The organism is Pseudomonas sp. 2995-3, from assembly GCF_002742565.1.
GTDB lineage: Bacteria > Pseudomonadota > Gammaproteobacteria > Pseudomonadales > Pseudomonadaceae > Aquipseudomonas > Aquipseudomonas edaphica.
Window position 1 is genome coordinate 542,041 of sequence record NZ_LJSB01000157.1, and the last position, 16,347, is coordinate 558,387.

Here is a 16,347-nt window from a genome sequence, read left to right on the forward strand (position 1 = left end):
CAGGCAAGCCAGCTCCCACACTGACTGCATTCCTGCATTCCTGCATTCCTGCATTCCTGCATTCCTGCATTTGTGCATGGCGCTAGGGGTTACTTGGTTTTGGCGTCAATCCAGTAAGCACCCTGCAGCGGCATCCCCAAAAACTGCTGGTTGATCTGTTTCATAGTCGCTTGCGGGTCGAGCTTGGCGAACAGTTCCGGGTGTACCCATTTGGCCAATACTTCAATCGCCAGCAAGTTGTATGGCGAGTTGTAAAAGTCATGCCACAGGCCGTGGGCATCGCCTGCGCGGATGGCACGCAGGTTGGCGAACTCCGGCCGCGCCAGCACACGATCAAACGCCTCACGGGCTTCATCGGTGCTCACGCCAGCGCCGAGAATCAGCCCAGGCTTGTGGTTGCCGGTGGCCACGTACACATCCGGGTCGGCCTTGAGCGCGTATTCAACGCTGATATCCCCCAGCGCACCCGGCACCACCTCGGCGGCGATATTGCGCCCGCCGACCAGCTTGATCACTTCACCCATGCCGCTTTTGCCGGTGGTGTGCCCCGGCGCCTGCCAGGCACCGGCCAGTAATTCGAGGAACACACTCGGGCGCGGGCCGGCAGGCAAGGTGGCAACGGCGTCGGTGATGGCCTTGATGTGCTGGTCATAGAAGCCCAGAAACGCCTTGGCCTGGGCTTCACGGCCCAAGGCCTGGCCCAGCGCGTTCATGCTGGTGTGGGTGCCTTGCACCGGGTTGATGCGAAAGTCGACGAACAACACCGGGATGCCGGCTTTGGCCAGCACGTCTGCCACCGCGCTGTGTTCGGTCGGGCCGTGGCCGGAAATGCTGAACACCGCCAGATCCGGTTTCAGCGAGAGAATCTCCTCAGCACTGACACTCTGCTCCGACGCTTGCCCGATCAACGGGATGTCTTTGACCGTAGGAAACTTCGCCACATAGGCGTTGTAAGTGTGCTGGTCCAGCAGCTTCAAATCGTTCTGCCAGCCGACGATGCGCTGGAACGGCGCGTCCTTGTCGAGCAAGGTAAACGCCGAAATCAAGCGGCCTTCGCCCAGCACCACACGTTTGACGTGGTCTTTGACCTCGACCTTGCGGCCCAACACGTCGGTGACTTCATGGGCAGCGGCAGTTTCGGCGTGGCCGAGGACCAGCGCGGCGCACAGCACGCCGAGCTTAAGCACGTTACGAGGTTTGAACATGGAAAGGACTCCGGGTGAGGGGCAATCAGAATTCATAATCGACACTGGCGGTGAGCGTGCGACCGGCACCTGGGATGCCGTAGAGCTGGAAGCCGTCGAGGGACGCGCCGACCTGGCTGTAATAGAACGTGTTGAACACATTGTTGAGGTTGAGGTTGACCGTGGTGTCCTTGTTCACCTTGTATTGCGCCGCCAGGTTGCTCAGCCAGTAACCCGGGGCTTTTTCGTGGTCGCGGGTGTAGATCGCATACACGCCGGACGGGCCGTTGGCGTAGCTGCTGTTGTTGTTCAAACCGCCGACATCCTTGTTGTCGCTGTAGCGGCGACGGCCCACGTATTGCTCGCCGTAGCTGAGGCTCAGGGCGTCGGTGACGGCGTAGGTGGTCCACAGGTTGGCGGTCAGGTCGGGGACGTTCTTGGCTTCCGCGCCTTTATTGATACCTTTGGTCTGCGTGCTTTTGAGCGCCGAGAAGCCGGTGTAGACGGTCCAGCGCGGGGTGATGTTGCCTTGCAGGCCGAGTTCGATGCCGTCCACACGCTTGGCGGGCAGGGCGCGCACCGGGGCGGATTCGCCGTCCTGGTATTCCCAGGCGTTGTCCAGTTCGGTGCGGAAGATCGCCGCCGTGACATTGAGCCTGTCGTGGGCAATGTCCCACTTGGTGCCGATCTCGTAGGTTTTCGACTTGGCCGGGCTGTAGTTACTGGTGGTGGACGCGCCGTAGATCTGGTTGTTGGTGGACGCGCCCAGCGCCGACGGTTGCGCCGCCTCGCTGTAGGACACGTAGATGCTGCCGTTCGGCAATGGCTTGTACACCGCGCCGACGCGACCGCTCACTGCGCCGTCGGTGCTGCTGATGTCGGCTTGGCCGCGCTGGCTGGTTTGCGCGCGCCAGTTGTCGTAGCGCAGCGAGCCGAGCACTTGCCATTGCTCGTTGAGGGTGACGGTGTCGCCCGCGTAGACACCGGCGTTATCGATCACCGAGCGCGGGTCGCCTTCGCCTTTGGTCACGTAGGTGCTGGCGAAGCTGTGGCTGGGGTCGTTCATGTTGAAGAGCAGATCGCCGGCCGGCACTTCGGCGTTGCGTTTCAGGCCGCCGTAGGTCTCGTGATAGAACTCCAGGCCGCTGACCACGGCGTGCTGCAGGCTGCCGGTGTTGAACGTGAAGCTGAAGTCGGTCTGGTTATCCAGGATGGTGTAGCGCTTGGACAGGCCAAAATCGCTGCCCCGCAGGATGCCGTAGCCGGTGTTGCTGTTGTTCACGTAGTCGGTGTAGGCATTCACCGTGCTGCCGGGCACTTGGCTGATAGGCCCTACGCCGGTGTAGCCCAAGGTCGCACAGCGGGCGCCGGTGCAGGTTTTTTTACCGCTGGCATCGGCGACGAAGAAGCGTGCCGGCGACAGCACGGCGAAGTTGTCGCTGCGTTCCCAGCGCGTCTGGTTGCGCAGGTGGGCGTCGTGCCAGTCAAAGTCATGCTCGAAGCGGGCGGTCAGCGAGGTGGTTTCGTTCTCCTGGGTATAAAGGCTGGAGTCGCCGTACCAGTCGGAGCGTTTGACGCCGGGCATGCGGTGGCCGTCGGTGCCGCGCTGGATCGGCACGCCGCCGTCCGGGGTGTTGGTGTCTTTCTGGTAAAAGGTGTAGACGAAAAAGCGCGTGTCGGTGCCCAGGCCGAAGCCGAACGAGGTGGCGATGCCCCAGCGGTCGTAGTCCACGTCGTCGCGGTCGGCCACTTGGTTGTAGTGCTTCATCAGGTTGATACGTACGGCGGCGGTGTCGGTCAGCTGTTTATTGAGGTCGGCGGTGAGGCGACGGTAGCTGTCGGTGCCGATCCCGGCGGACACCTTGTTGGCATCGCCCAGGTGCGCTTCTTTGCTCACCAGGTTGACGCTGCCGCCCACGGCGGAAACGCCGGACTCGATCGAACCCGTGCCCTTGAACACTTCGGCCTGTTGCAGGTTGAAAGTGTCGGTGCGTGTGGACATGCCCGCGTCGCGCACGCCGTCGACGGTCAGGCTTTGCTCGGAGGAAAACCCACGGATCGAAAACAGATCGCCCCAGCCCAGGTTGCCTTCGCCGGACATGAAGGTGATGCCGGGCACGTTGCGCAACACTTCCTGCAAGGTCTGCGCGTTCTGCTCCTTGAGCACCTGCTGCGGCACGATGGTCACGCTTTGCGGGGCGTCGAGCAGCGGCTGGCTGATTTTGGCCGAGGTCACGCGGTCGACTTTGAAGGTGGAGGTGGCTTCCTGGCCGTCGACCTTGATTTGCGGCAGGCTTACCACCGAATCATTCGGCGTGGCGGCCGGCGCATCGGCCCAGGCGGTCGGCGCAACACTGCCGGCGGCGAGGAAACCGAACATCGGTGCCAGGGTTGTGTGCAGCGTGTGACGTTGGGGCGTGGGCAATGACATAGGTGATGATCCGAGTCTAAATTACAATTACTCTCATTTAGGTTCGGTAGTCTAAAGAGCGATTCCGCCTGCCATACCCTGGCTTTGTATCGCTGATGCGTGATTATGGTTTCCCACAACATTCCATTACATTTGCGTGTATCGCTGGATGAACTTTCGGCTATCTCCTGCGTTTTGAGTTTTCGGATTGACTGCCCATGGCCAAGCTTGACCACCTGCTGATCGTTGATGATGACCCGCAAATCCGTCAGTTGCTTTGCGACTACTTGAGTGACGCGGGGTTTCAGGTGTCCACCGCCGCCGACGGCAAGGAAATGCGCCGCCGCCTGGCGCTGAATGTGATCGACCTGATCGTGCTTGACCTGATGCTGCCTGGCGAAGACGGCTTGAGCCTGTGCCGCGAACTGCGCGTCAGTTCCAACACGCCGGTGGTGATGCTCACCGCCAAAGGCTCGTTGATCGACCGCATCGTCGGCCTGGAAATCGGCGCCGACGACTACCTGCCCAAGCCGTTCGACCCGCGTGAGTTGCTGGTGCGAATCAAGGTGGTGTTGCGCCGGGTGCAGAGCTTTCCCGATCGAGCACGCCTGGATGAAGCACCGAATATTCGTTTTGCCGGCTGGCAACTCGACACACGGGCGCGGCAATTGCTCACGCCCGAGGGCGTGGTGGTGAGCCTGGGCAACTCGGATTACCGTGTGCTGCGCCTGCTGTTGCAGCACCCCAACCGGCCGTTGAGTCGCGACTTTTTGCTCAACCATGTCTTCGACAAGGACAGCACGCCGTTCGACCGCTCCATCGACGTGTGTGTCAGCCGCCTGCGCTCGCAGCTGCCGGTGGGGCTGATCAAAACCGTGCGCAATGAGGGTTACATGCTGACTGCCGATGATGTGGTGCTGGAGTCGTGAGACTGCTGCCGCGTTCGCTGTTCGGGCGGCTGGTGCTGATTCTGGTCAGCGGCATGCTCGCGGCCCAGGCGCTGACCAGCAGCATCTGGTACGACCGTCGGCATGGCCAGGTGCTGGAGATTCCTGCGCGGTTGATCGCCACACGCCTGGCAGACGTGGTGCGCCTGGTACACAGCGACCCGCAGCAGGCCGACCAGTTGATCAAACTGCTCAACACCCCGCATTTTCAATTGACCTTGAGCGATCAGGCCAGCAACACGCCGAGCACGTTGACCGACAGTGACCGGCCCACCGAGCGGCTGATCAAGCAGGTGCTGACGGAGAAAACCGGTTCTGCCCAGACCCTGATGTTGCTGCGCCTGTCTCTGGTTGATGGCGAAGGGCAAGGCGCCGGGCTCTCGACCCTGCTCAGTTCCAAGCCGGTCATCGGGCAGTTCCTGATCGACCTGCGCCTGCCCGATGGGCGCTGGTTGCAGGTGGACGCCAGTGAGGAGCAGGGCTGGACCAGCACGTCGCCGCTGGACTTGCTGTTCGACTACGTGATGCGCATCTATTTGCTGCGCGTGCTGGTGCTGGTGATCATCGCGTTGGTGGCGGTGCGCCTGGCCATCCGCCCGCTCAATGCCTTGGCCAAGGCCGCCGAAGCCCTGGGCCGGGATATCCAGCGCCCGCCGTTAGCGTTGGACGGCCCCACCGAAGTGCGCCGCGCCGCCCAGGCGTTTAATGCGATGCAGCAACGGTTGATAGCCAATATTGCCGAGCGCACGCGCTTTCTGGCGGCGATTTCCCACGACCTGCGCTCGCCGATCACACGCCTGCGCCTGCGCACCGAAATGCTCGAAGACACGCGCACCAAGGAGCGGTTTCGCAGTGACCTGGAAGAAATGGAACACATGGTGTCCAGCACCCTGGATTTTGTCAGCAGCGGCGAAATCAACGAGACGCGGCAGAACATCGACATCAATGCCTTGCTGCAAAGCCTGCAGGCCGACCTTGAAGACGTGGGCGAAAGCGTGACCATTGTCGGTCGCGCCCGGCAACCGCTGCCGGGCTATGCACGCAGCCTCAAGCGTTGCGTGCAGAACCTGCTGGAAAATGCGGTGCGTTATGGCCGAGAAGTGGTGGTGCGGGTTGAGGATCAGGTGGACAGTTTGAAAATCGTCATCAGTGACCGTGGCCCAGGGATTCCCCAGGAGCAACTGGAGCAGGTGATGGAACCGTTTTACCGCATCGAAGGCTCACGCAATGCCGACACGGGCGGTTACGGGTTGGGGCTGAGCATTGCGCACACGATTGCGCGGGCGCATGAAGGGCGGTTGAGTTTGAGTAATCGGGAAGGCGGGGGGTTGGAGGTAGTGTTGCAGTTTCAGAGAAAGCTCTGATCTGAAATACGGAGCAAATGTGGGAGCTGGCTTGCCTGCGATGGCGGTGGGTCAGCTGACACATTGTTAACTGTCAGACCGCTATCGCAGGCAAGCCAGCTCCCACACTGACTGCATTCAGGGCATCAGGCCCCGTGGCACTTCTTGAATTTCTTCTCACTGCCGCACGGGCACGGATCGTTGCGACCCACGTCCTTCAACGCGTTGCGCACCGGCTCCTGGTGAGCGTGGCCGCAGTTCGGGCCGTGGACATGGCCGTGGTCGTGATCATGGCCGTGATCATGGCCGTGATCATGCTGATCGTGATCGTGGTTGCAGTCAGGACCATGGACATGGGGTTGCTGAGTCATCGATGTCGCTCCGGAATAAAATCGCCGGGGATTATCTCGCCATTGTGGGCGACCTGCACGTCATTACCGATGAATAATCCGGTTTTCAGCTCGCCTTCCAGGCGATAGGGCACGGGTTTGGTCGGGTTTTTGAGCATTTGCACCACATCGCGGATCTTCGGCCAGAGGTTGGTGCGCACCTTCACCCGAAAAAAACCATGACTGCGCGGCGGTATGGTCAGCCATTCGTTGGACTCGCCTTCGGTCAAGACAAAACCGCCCAGGCTGACCTTATAGATCAGGCCGCGCACCGTGAGGTCGGCGTCGTCGCGGTTATCCACGCGAAACCACAGTTTGAATTTCTGCTCCAGCAGCTTGGCCCGTACCACCTCGACTTTCACCAGGGCGACGTGGGGCGTAGGCGCATCGTCTTCAAACCACGACGCGCAGCCGCTGAGACTCAAGGTCAACGCCAGCATCAAGCTGTACATCCGAAGCATGGCGTTTTCCCTGTGGGTGATTAGAGGTAGCTGGAACAGCACTTCTTGAATTTTTGGCCACTGCCGCACAAACATACATCATTGCGCCCGGCCTTGAACTCAACCGTCGGATCGATGAAGTACCAGCGCCCGTCATTCTGTACGAAAGACGACTGCTCACGGTGGCTGTGTTCGCCGGTGCTGTCATGCCAGCGTGCGGTAAAGGTCACGAATGCATGTTCCGGCTGGCCGCCGAACACTTCCGAACTTTCCACCTCCAGGCCCAGCCAGGTGCTCTGCGCGCTCCAGGCGCTGATCGCGATGCGGTCCAGGCCGGCTTGCTGCGCGGGCAAGGTTGTGGCCACCAGGTAGTCCACCAGGCCCAGCACATAGGCGCTGTAGCGCGAGCGCATCAGCGCGGTGGCGCACGGCGCCGGGTGGCCGGCGTGATAGTGGCCGCAGCAGGCATCCAACAGGTTGCCGCTGCCGCAGGGGCAAATGGATGTACTCATCGGGTTACCACCAATACTTTCCAAAATTTTCCGGGTTGGCCCAGAAACGGGCGTTGAGCCAGTCGGGCACCTGTTTGTAGTCAAGCAGATCATAGGTAAACAGTGTCAGTACCTGCTCGTCGCGCTGGAAACGCTCGCCGGCTTGCAGGGCCAGGGAGAAGAAGTCGGTGTCTTTCCAGCCGCAGGCGCCCAGGTCCACCAGCACCGCAATGCGGCTGCTATTAAGGTTGCGAATGCCGCCGAGCAAGGTCAGGCCTTGCGGTTTTGACAGGTGCTCCAGGCAGTCGACCACCAGCGCCAGGTCAAAACGCTGCGCCGCCAGTTCTGCCGGCAACGGCCCGGGCGGGGCGATGGCCACGATGGTGTCCGGGTGCTCGGCCTGGAACGCCTCCAGCGCCGGAAACTGGCTGGCGCCCAACAACAACAGGCGTTTGGGCTGGTGCAAGTCGAGCAAAGCGGCCAGGGCTTGCTGGGGTGTACGGGAAGAAATACCAGCGGTCATCACAGATCCTCACATCAGAACCCTAGAGACTAGCGCGGCTGAGCGTGCGGGCCTAGAGCGGGCGGCAGCGAAAAGTCCTACAAATGCGGCGATCCTCAATGAAACCGGGGGTGTGGCGTACTGGCGCAGATGAAAAGAGCGGTCTTTACTCCACCTGTCGGCCCCCGCCGATCCCCTCAGGAGAAATCACATGAGCATCATGCGGACAGCTCTACCCTTGGTTCTGCTAACCGGAGTATTGACAGGTTGCGCAGGGTTGCAAAAAACCGATTGGCCCACCTGTGCAGCAGTCGGTGGTGTGACGGGCGCTGCCATTGGCGCCACTGAAAGTTCAGCCTATGCGGGCGCAGGCGCGCTGTTGATCGGCGGCATGGCCGGCGCCTATTGCTGGGTGCATGGCGATGGCGACGAAGATGGTGACGGTGTGCCGGACAGCCGCGACAAGTGCCCTGGCACGCCAAAAGGCGTGCAGGTCGATGCCAATGGTTGCCCACCCGCACCGCCGGCCGCCGTGGTTGAGGAAGTGGTGGTGGTCAAGGAAGAAACCATCGTGATTCGCGATGTGCACTTCCAGTTCGATTCGGCCAAGTTGACGGCAGCGGACAAAACCAAGCTCGACATCATTGCCACTCGCCTGAAAAAAGAAGCCCCAGGCGCGCAACTGCGGGTCAGTGGGCATACCGACAGCGTCGGTAAAGATGCCTACAACCAGAAACTCTCGGAAAAACGCGCTCATTCGGTGACGGATTACCTGGTCAGCTCCGGTGTGCCTCGCAGCAACTTTGTCTCGGTGACCGGTGCTGGCGAAAGCCACCCAGTGGCCGACAACAAAACCGCTGAAGGGCGTGCGTTGAACCGTCGCGTGGAAATCCAGATCAACCGCTGACAGCCCTTGCCCCTGCGGGCACCGCAGGGGCATTGCCGGCGAGCCCTGGCAAGTTTTTTCATCCTTCACTGGCAAATCGCCTGCAGAAGTCGGTACTGTGCGCCCAAAGAATAATAGGCAGGGGCATGCGGGATGAAGGTGTTTTGGGGGCTGGGAAAGTTTCTGACGTTGTTGTTCTGGGTAGTGGTGCTGGTCAACCTGTTCCGGCCGCTGACGAATCCGTTTCACCTGTTGGTCAGCCTGGCCGGCAGTCTGTTGATGCTTACCCACCTGCTTGAATTGCTGTTGTTCAACAGCAGCTTGAAACACCGTGCCCACCCTTGGCGTGACCGCTTGCAGATTCTGCTGGTGGGGATGTTCCATGTGCGGGGCCTGTCGGCGCCTGCTGCGGTTAATGAAACGAACGAGGAGGCCAATCATGCGTAAGGTTTTTCTGTTGGCCCTGTTGGTCAGCCCCATTGCTATGGCGCAGAGCGTCAGTGTTGAAACCAACTCGCTGATGCGCCTGCCCAGCAGCACCAGCGTGTTACAACTGGAGCGCCTGGATGTGGCGGACTACGGCACGTTGCTGGTGCCGGCGACCATCAGCCAAGTGACCGTGGATGAGTTGCACCTGGGTCGCGAGGCGCGTATCACCATCGCCCCCGGCAATACCGCGCTGCAATTGCAGGTGCGTAATGCGCAACTGGAACATGGCAGCCAGATCACGTCGCGCGGCGCCCCCGGTACCCACGAAAAGCCGGCCAAGGCCGGGCGTGACCTGGTGCTGCGCATTAACGCGCTGACCGCCGAAGAGCTGTCGGTGGACGCGCGTGGCGGCGCCGGTGCCCAAGGTTATGCCGGCCTCGATGGCGCCAACGGTGTGGACCCAGGCTGCACCTGGGGTTCCGCCGGGCGTGGTGCCAATGGCGATAACGGCGGCGACGGCCTGCCGGGCGCGTCGGGGGCGACTGTGCGGGTTGAGCTGCCACAGAGCTTCCCGGCCGAGCAGATCAAAGTGTGGGTCGACGGCGGGCCGGGTGGCTTGGCCGGTACGGCGGGCAAACCGGGCAAAGGCGGGCAGTCCAAGGGCTGCCTGGTGTACCGCGCCGATGGCGGCGATAAAGGCCGGCCAGGGCTGGAAGGCCAGCCGGGGCCGGCTGGGGCTGCGGGTGCTGTGACCATTCAGCGGTTGTGAGTCGTTTGGGCTGACGCCATCGCGGGCAAGCCCGGCTCCCACAGGTTGGAATGCGTTCCATATGTGGGAGCCGGGCTTGCCCGCGATGAGGCCCTGAAAGACAACCTCAGAACATCGGCCGCGCCGAAGCAATCGCCACCACCACCAACCCCACTATTAAATTAATTCCTACCAATTTGCGGATCTGCCCCAGCGCAGCCGCGCCCGCCGGCCAATCCTCAGCCGCCACCGCTGTGCGCAGTTCCGGGAACTTCAGTGCCTGGATGCGGATAAACAGCGCCGTCATCACCAGATACAGACCCATCATCACCTGCACATAGCGCGGCGCAGTCTCAAAACCACTGAAGCGCAGTTGCAACAGGCCGATGCCGCTGATCGGCAAAATCAGCACCGCGACCCAGACCCACACAAAAAAACGCTGAAACACATTTGCCCACAGCTTGAGCCGGGCAGGGCCTTCAAGTGCCGCCATGGCGGCGGGACGCAGGATCATCCAGGCGAAAAACATACCGCCGACCCAAACCAGGGCGGCCAATACATGCAGGGTGTAAGCGAGGCTAAACGCGGTCATTGTGGTACTCCGTTCTGCGCGGGATTAATTAGCGGGGTATGATAGCGGCCGATCCGAACCACTGAAAATTTATCCAGCGTTTTTTGCGCCCGACTATCCATGATCAGCACTGAACTCAAAACCACGATCCAGGGCGCCTATTCGCGTTTTCTCGAAGCCAAGAGCTTGAAACCGCGCTACGGCCAACGCCTGATGATCGCCGAAGTGGCCAAGGTCCTCGGGGATATCGACACCGACGACGAAGGGCGGCGCAGTGGCGACCCTGCGATTGTGGCTGTCGAGGCCGGCACCGGCACCGGCAAGACCGTGGCCTACAGCCTGGCCGCGATCCCTACCGCCAAGGCTGCCGGCAAGCGCCTGGTGATCGCCACCGCCACTGTCGCCCTGCAAGAGCAGATCGTCTACAAAGACCTGCCCGACCTGATGCGCAACAGCGGTCTGAACTTCACTTTCGCCCTGGCCAAGGGGCGTGGGCGCTACATGTGCCTGTCCAAGCTCGACGTGTTGCTGCAGGAAGGCCATGCGCAAACCGCCACTGCCTCCTTGTTCGAAGAAGAAGGCTTCAAGATCGAGGTGGATGAAGTCAGCCAGAAGCTGTTTACCAGCATGATCGAGAAGCTGGCCGGCAATAAATGGGACGGCGACCGCGACAGCTGGCCCACCGCTCTTGAAGATTCGGACTGGGCACGCCTGACCACCGACCACAGCCAGTGCACCAACCGCCATTGCCCCAACTTCGGCCAGTGCGCCTTTTACAAGGCCCGCGAAGGCATGGGCAAGGTCGACGTGATCGTCACCAACCACGACATGGTACTGGCCGACCTGGCCCTGGGCGGCGGCGCGGTGTTGCCGGACCCGCGCGACACCCTCTACGTATTCGACGAAGGCCACCACCTGCCGGACAAGGCAATTGGCCACTTCGCCCATTACACGCGCCTGCGTTCCACGGCCGACTGGCTGGAAACCACTGCCAAGAACCTCACCAAACTGCTGGCCCAGCATCCGCTGCCCGGCGATTTGGGCAAGTTGATCGAGCAAGTGCCGGAGCTGGCGCGGGAGATCAAGACTCAGCAGCAGTTCATGTTCAGCGCCTGTGAACAGGTCGCCGACTTCAAGCCCGGCGAAGACGTGGAGGGCCGTGAGCGGCCGCGCCACCGCTTTGTCGGCGGGTTGATCCCCGAGCATATGCGCGAAATGGGCATCGAGTTGAAGAAGGGCTTTTCACGCCTCACCGACCTGTTCACACGCCTCACGGATTTGCTCAAGGAAGGCATGGATGGCGAGGTCAATATCGGCATCGCCAGCAACCAGGCCGAGGAGTGGTACCCACTGTTCGGCAGCCTGTTGTCACGCTCCCAGGGCAACTGGGAGCTGTGGACCGCCTTCACCGTCGAAGACCCGGAAGACAACCCGCCGATGGCGCGTTGGCTGACCCTGTCGGAAAGCGGTGCGCTGTTCGATATCGAGGTTAACGCCAGCCCCATCCTCGCCGCCGAAATGCTGCGTCGCAACCTGTGGAACGTGGCTTATGGCTGCCTGGTGACCTCGGCCACGCTGACGGCCCTGGGCACTTTCGACCGTTTCCGCATGCGCGCCGGGCTGCCGAAAAAAGCAGTGACGGCCGTGGTGCCGAGCCCGTTCCACCATGCCGATGCTGGCGTGCTGCGCGTACCGGACCTCAAGGCCGACCCACGGGATGCGGCCGCGCACACGGCGGCGATCATCCGCGACTTGCCGGAGCTGGTCGAAGGTTCGCGCGGCACACTGGTACTGTTTTCGTCACGTAAACAGATGCAGGACGTGTTTGACGGCCTCGACCGTGACTGGCGCAAACAGGTGTTTATCCAGGGCAACCTGTCCAAGCAGGAAACCCTCAACAAGCACAAGGCGCGGGTTGATGGCGGCGATTCCAGCGTGCTGTTCGGCCTGGCCAGTTTTGCCGAAGGCGTGGACTTGCCCGGCGCCTATTGCGAGCACGTGGTGATTGCCAAGATCCCGTTCTCGGTACCGGATGACCCGGTCGAGGCAGCCTTGGCCGAGTGGATCGAGGCGCGGGGCGGTAACCCGTTCATGGAAATCTCGGTGCCGGATGCGTCCTTGAAGCTGGTCCAGGCCTGCGGTCGCTTGCTGCGTACCGAGGAAGACCGGGGCACCATCACCTTGCTCGACCGCCGCTTGGTCACGCAGCGCTATGGCAAAGCTATCCTTAATGCCTTGCCGCCGTTCAGGCGCGAAATTTCTTAAGCCACTCATTTATTAAGCTGCTGTGGGCGAAGTCGCCCACTTCGTGGTCTATCTCACTGCCAACGCTTTATGTCATCAGGCCAGTTATCGGCCGATTGGGAGAACCTTGTTCGTATGATTCGCACGCTGCCTGCTCTTTTTGCCCTGTTATTCGCTGCGCCCTTGATGGCCGCGCCTGCCGGGCAACAAACGCTGTTCAACTTCGTCCGACCTGCCGATGTGGTCAAGGTGGCGACTCAGGACGCCAGCCTGCCGCAATACAACGCCGAACAAACCCCCGAAGGCGAGGTGTTGCGCCGCATCACCTTCAACCCGGCGGCCGAACCGAGCCTGGTGCTCAGCCCGCAGGCCGGGAGCTGGGACTGGTCGCAATCCGGCGCCATGAGCCTGCGTATCCAGAGCGCCATGGACTGGGCGTTGACCCTCTATGTCAAAGTACAGAGCGTCGACGGCAAGACTCTGGTCAGCCGTATCGACCTGCCGGCCGGCCCGGCCCAGACCCTGTTGATCCCGTTGCAAGCCAACTCGCCGCTGAGCCAGGGCATGAAGGCCGGCCCGCCCATGCCGATCACCCTGGACGGCCAGCGTGTATTGCTGGCCGCCAGTGCTGGCGAGATCGACCGCAGCCAAGTGGCCTCGGTCACCTTGTCGATGCTCAAGCCCAATGCCGCCCAAAGCATTTTGCTTGAGCGTTTTGGCGTGCAGGACAGCGAGCCGGTGCTGAAGGCGGTCTACAGTGAGCTGGTGGACGCTTATGGCCAGTCCACCCGTGCGCGCTGGCCGGAAAAGGTCAGCACTGACGAGCAACTCAAAGCCGCAGCGGCCAAGGAGCAGCAACAGCTCAAGGGCTGGCTGGCCGAGCGTGACAAATCCGCTCTGGACCAATACGGTGGCTGGAACAAAGGCCCGGCGTTCGACGCCAGTGGTTTTTTCCGTACCGAGAAGCGTGACGGTCGCTGGTACCTGGTGACGCCGCAAGGCCATCCGTTCTATTCGTTGGGTGTTAACACCGTGGCACCGGACAACAACCAGACCTACGTGGCCGGCCGCGAGTGGATGTTCGCCGCGCTGCCCAAGGCTGGCGAACCGTTCGACAAGTACTACGGCAGTGGCGATAACCGGGGCGGCAACGGTGCCGATCAGGGCCGCGGCTTCAATGTCGGGCGTTGGTACGATTTTTACGGCGCCAACTTGCAGCGTACTTATGGCGGCGAAGGTTTCGACCAGAAGCGCTGGGTCAGCCACACCCTCGACCGCCTGCAAGCCTGGGGCTTCAACACCGTGGGCAACTGGAGTGATGAGGACCTGGCCCGCGCCGACCGTGTGCCCTACACCTTGCCGCTGTCGATTGTCGGTGACTACGCCAGCATCAGCACTGGCACCGACTGGTGGGGCGGCATGCCCGACCCGTTCGACCCGCGCTTTGCCATGGCCACCGAACGCGCCGTGGCCATTGCCGCCCGCGACCACCGTGATGACCCGTGGCTGATCGGCTACTTTGCCGACAACGAGCTGGCCTGGGCCGGCCCCGGCGATGATCCAAAATCCCGTTACGCCTTGGCCTATGGCACGTTGCGCATGACCACCGACGTACCGGCCAAACGCGCATTCCTCAAACAACTGCGCGACAAGTACCGTAACGAAGAAGGCCTGTCGAAAGCCTGGGGCATCCACCTGGCGGGTTGGGAGCTGATGGAAGACCCAGGCTTCGAGCCGCCGATGCCGAGCCCCGAGCACCCGGAAATCGAAGCTGACTTCAAATATTTCCAGAAGACCTTCGCTGATGCCTACTTCAAAACCATCTCCGATTCGTTGAAATGGCACGCGCCCAACCAGTTGCTGCTGGGTGGTCGGTATGCCGTCAGCACGCCCGAGGCCGTGGCGTCCTGCGCCCAGTATTGCGACGTGCTGAGTTTCAACATGTACACCCTGAAGCCGCAGGACGGTTATGACTTTGCTGCCTTGCGCGCGCTGGACAAGCCGGTGCTGATCACCGAGTTCAACTTCGGCTCGGCCGACCGTGGCCCGTTCTGGGGCGGCGTGACACAGTTGGCCCGTGAAGAAGACCGTGGCGTGGCGTACAGCAACTTCCTCAAGCAGGCCATGGCCGAGCCATCGATTGTCGGCGTGCATTGGTTCCAGTACCTGGACCAGCCGGTCACCGGGCGTCTGCTGGATGGTGAGAACGGCCACTTCGGGCTGGTGGGCATCACCGATGTGCCGTTCCAGGGCTTTGTCGAGAGTGTGCGTAAAAGCAACCTGGCGGCGGTCGACCAACTGGGCAAGGAAGCCGAAAAAGCCAAGGCGGCCAGCAAGGTTCGCGAGAACGAAGGCGGCAAGTCCGGGCAAGAAGGCAAAGGCGCGGGGCAGGGCGCCGGGCATGCGGGTGGACACTCTGGAAATGGCCATTGATTCATCACTGACGGGTTCACAAAACCTGCAATGACTGGAACAATGTCGGCCACTTCTTACGGTGTTTTCCAAGGCGGCTTAGGTGCAGATTCAGGGTCATTACGAGCTCCAGTTCGAAGCGGTACGTGAAGCCTTTGCCGCGTTGTTCGATGACCCGCAGGAGCGTGGTGCCGGGCTCTGTATCCAGATCGGCGGCGAAACCGTCGTCGACCTGTGGGCCGGTACCGCCGATAAGGACGGTGCCGAGGCCTGGCACAGCGACACCATCGTCAACCTGTTCTCCTGCACCAAGACCTTCACTGCCGTCACAGCCCTGCAGCTGGTTGCCGAAGGCAAGCTGAAACTGGATGCGCCAGTTGCCGACTACTGGCCCGAGTTTGCCGCGGCGGGTAAAGAAACCATCACGCTGCGCCAGTTGCTCTGCCACCAGGCCGGGCTGCCGGCGATTCGCCAGATGCTGCCGACCGAAGCCCTGTATGACTGGCCACTGATGGTCGACACCCTGGCGGCCGAAGCCCCGTGGTGGACGCCGGGCGAAGGGCATGGCTACGAGGCCATCACTTATGGCTGGTTGGTCGGCGAGTTGCTGCGCCGTGCCGACGGGCGCGGGCCGGGCGAGTCGATTGTGGCGCGGGTTGCGCGGCCCCTGGGCCTGGACTTCCATGTCGGTTTGGCGGACGAAGAGTTTTATCGGGTTGCGCATATAGCGCGCAGCAAAGGCAATATGGGCGATGAAGCCGCGCAACGTTTACTTCAAGTAATGATGCGCGAACCTAATGCCATGACCACCCGTGCATTTGCCAACCCACCGTCTATTCTGACCAGCACTAATAAGCCCGAATGGCGGCGGATGCAGCAGCCAGCGGCAAATGGTCACGGTAATGCGCGCAGCCTGGCAGGTTTTTATAGCGGATTGTTGGACGGTAGTTTGCTTGAGAGCGACATGCTCGAACAATTGACCCGCGAACACAGTATCGGGCCAGACAAAACATTATTGACTCAAACCCGTTTCGGTTTGGGGTGCATGTTGGATCAACCGCAACTGCCCAATGCGACCTTTGGCCTTGGCCCGCGTGCGTTTGGCCACCCTGGCGCCGGTGGTTCGGTGGGGTTTGCCGACCCTGAGCGCGATGTAGCATTTGGTTTCGTGACTAATACACTGGGCCCTTATGTACTTATGGACCCGCGTGCGCAGAAGTTGGTCGGAATATTGGCCGGTTGTCTGTAAAGAGCTTGCTGTTTCACGTTTTTTTGTTACAAAGGCAAGTATAAGAAGGCGCTGAACGAAATTGTGTAACTTTACTGTTCTCTAAGCGTCTGTTTAACGGGT

At 61.4% G+C, this 16,347-nt stretch carries 15 protein-coding genes; 8 read left to right on the forward strand and 7 right to left on the reverse strand.

Annotation, left to right across the window (positions count from 1 at the left end):
* Window positions 1-89: 89 nt before the first annotated feature.
* Together AOA62_RS10130 and AOA62_RS10135 are read right to left on the reverse strand one after the other, a co-directional pair.
* Entirely contained in the window at window positions 90-1,205 is a 1,116-nt protein-coding gene (locus AOA62_RS10130) for an ABC transporter substrate-binding protein (protein WP_099548569.1), read from the reverse strand.
* Between the two features lie 25 nt (window positions 1,206-1,230).
* Window positions 1,231-3,615 carry a TonB-dependent siderophore receptor gene (locus AOA62_RS10135; RefSeq protein WP_099548570.1) on the reverse strand — a complete coding sequence of 795 codons (2,385 nt, stop codon included), beginning with the start codon at window positions 3,613-3,615 and terminating at the stop codon, window positions 1,231-1,233.
* A gap of 197 nt (window positions 3,616-3,812) precedes the next feature.
* Between AOA62_RS10135 and AOA62_RS10140 the strand changes: the two genes are divergently transcribed.
* Window positions 3,813-4,523, forward strand: a complete 711-nt coding sequence (locus tag AOA62_RS10140; RefSeq protein ID WP_099548571.1) for a response regulator — start codon at window positions 3,813-3,815, stop codon at window positions 4,521-4,523.
* Window positions 4,520-5,905: an ATP-binding protein gene (locus tag AOA62_RS10145; protein ID WP_099548572.1), complete on the forward strand. Its 1,386-nt coding sequence runs from the start codon at window positions 4,520-4,522 to the stop codon at window positions 5,903-5,905. Before AOA62_RS10140 ends, AOA62_RS10145 begins: the two co-directional genes overlap by 4 nt.
* Window positions 5,906-6,030: 125 nt before the next feature.
* On the opposite strand, the gene AOA62_RS10150 is transcribed toward AOA62_RS10145, so the two are convergent.
* Genes AOA62_RS10150 through AOA62_RS10165 form a run of 4 tightly spaced genes read right to left on the reverse strand, consistent with a single transcriptional unit; the run spans window position 6,031 to window position 7,727 of the window.
* Entirely contained in the window at window positions 6,031-6,255 is a 225-nt protein-coding gene (locus tag AOA62_RS10150; protein ID WP_099548573.1) for an SEC-C metal-binding domain-containing protein, read from the reverse strand.
* Window positions 6,252-6,734, reverse strand: coding sequence for an LEA type 2 family protein (locus AOA62_RS10155; RefSeq protein WP_017137185.1), 483 nt, complete (start codon window positions 6,732-6,734; stop codon window positions 6,252-6,254). Before AOA62_RS10155 ends, AOA62_RS10150 begins: the two co-directional genes overlap by 4 nt.
* Window positions 6,735-6,754: 20 nt before the next feature.
* Window positions 6,755-7,225 (reverse strand): YchJ family protein, encoded by a 471-nt coding sequence (locus tag AOA62_RS10160; protein WP_017137186.1) that lies wholly within the window; start codon window positions 7,223-7,225, stop codon window positions 6,755-6,757.
* Between the two features lie 4 nt (window positions 7,226-7,229).
* Entirely contained in the window at window positions 7,230-7,727 is a 498-nt protein-coding gene (locus tag AOA62_RS10165; RefSeq protein ID WP_017137187.1) for a DUF6231 family protein, read from the reverse strand.
* Between the two features lie 190 nt (window positions 7,728-7,917).
* Here AOA62_RS10165 and AOA62_RS10170 point away from each other — a divergent pair, with 190 nt between their 5' ends.
* From AOA62_RS10170 to AOA62_RS10180, 3 genes are all read left to right on the forward strand, one after another.
* Window positions 7,918-8,613, forward strand: coding sequence for an OmpA family protein (locus tag AOA62_RS10170; RefSeq protein ID WP_017137188.1), 696 nt, complete (start codon window positions 7,918-7,920; stop codon window positions 8,611-8,613).
* A gap of 132 nt (window positions 8,614-8,745) precedes the next feature.
* Complete coding sequence (locus AOA62_RS10175; protein ID WP_017137189.1) at window positions 8,746-9,039, forward strand: DUF1145 domain-containing protein; 294 nt, start codon at window positions 8,746-8,748, stop codon at window positions 9,037-9,039.
* Window positions 9,032-9,790, forward strand: coding sequence for a hypothetical protein (locus AOA62_RS10180; RefSeq protein ID WP_026013715.1), 759 nt, complete (start codon window positions 9,032-9,034; stop codon window positions 9,788-9,790). The genes AOA62_RS10175 and AOA62_RS10180 overlap by 8 nt, the downstream gene beginning before the upstream one ends.
* A 106-nt stretch (window positions 9,791-9,896) precedes the next feature.
* Here AOA62_RS10180 and AOA62_RS10185 read toward each other — a convergent pair whose 3' ends face one another.
* The gene (locus tag AOA62_RS10185; RefSeq protein WP_017137191.1) at window positions 9,897-10,361 is read right to left on the reverse strand and encodes a CopD family protein; all 465 of its coding nucleotides are present in this window, start codon (window positions 10,359-10,361) and stop codon (window positions 9,897-9,899) included.
* Window positions 10,362-10,460: 99 nt separating this feature from the next.
* Here AOA62_RS10185 and dinG point away from each other — a divergent pair, with 99 nt between their 5' ends.
* The 3 genes from dinG to AOA62_RS10200 all read left to right on the forward strand — a co-directional run bounded on the left by dinG (window position 10,461) and on the right by AOA62_RS10200 (window position 16,245).
* Window positions 10,461-12,605: an ATP-dependent DNA helicase DinG gene (gene dinG / locus AOA62_RS10190; RefSeq protein WP_017137192.1), complete on the forward strand. Its 2,145-nt coding sequence runs from the start codon at window positions 10,461-10,463 to the stop codon at window positions 12,603-12,605.
* Between the two features lie 114 nt (window positions 12,606-12,719).
* Window positions 12,720-15,017 (forward strand): beta-galactosidase, encoded by a 2,298-nt coding sequence (locus AOA62_RS10195; protein ID WP_099548574.1) that lies wholly within the window; start codon window positions 12,720-12,722, stop codon window positions 15,015-15,017.
* Between the two features lie 82 nt (window positions 15,018-15,099).
* Window positions 15,100-16,245: an EstA family serine hydrolase gene (locus AOA62_RS10200; RefSeq protein ID WP_017137194.1), complete on the forward strand. Its 1,146-nt coding sequence runs from the start codon at window positions 15,100-15,102 to the stop codon at window positions 16,243-16,245.
* Window positions 16,246-16,347: the final 102 nt, after the last annotated feature.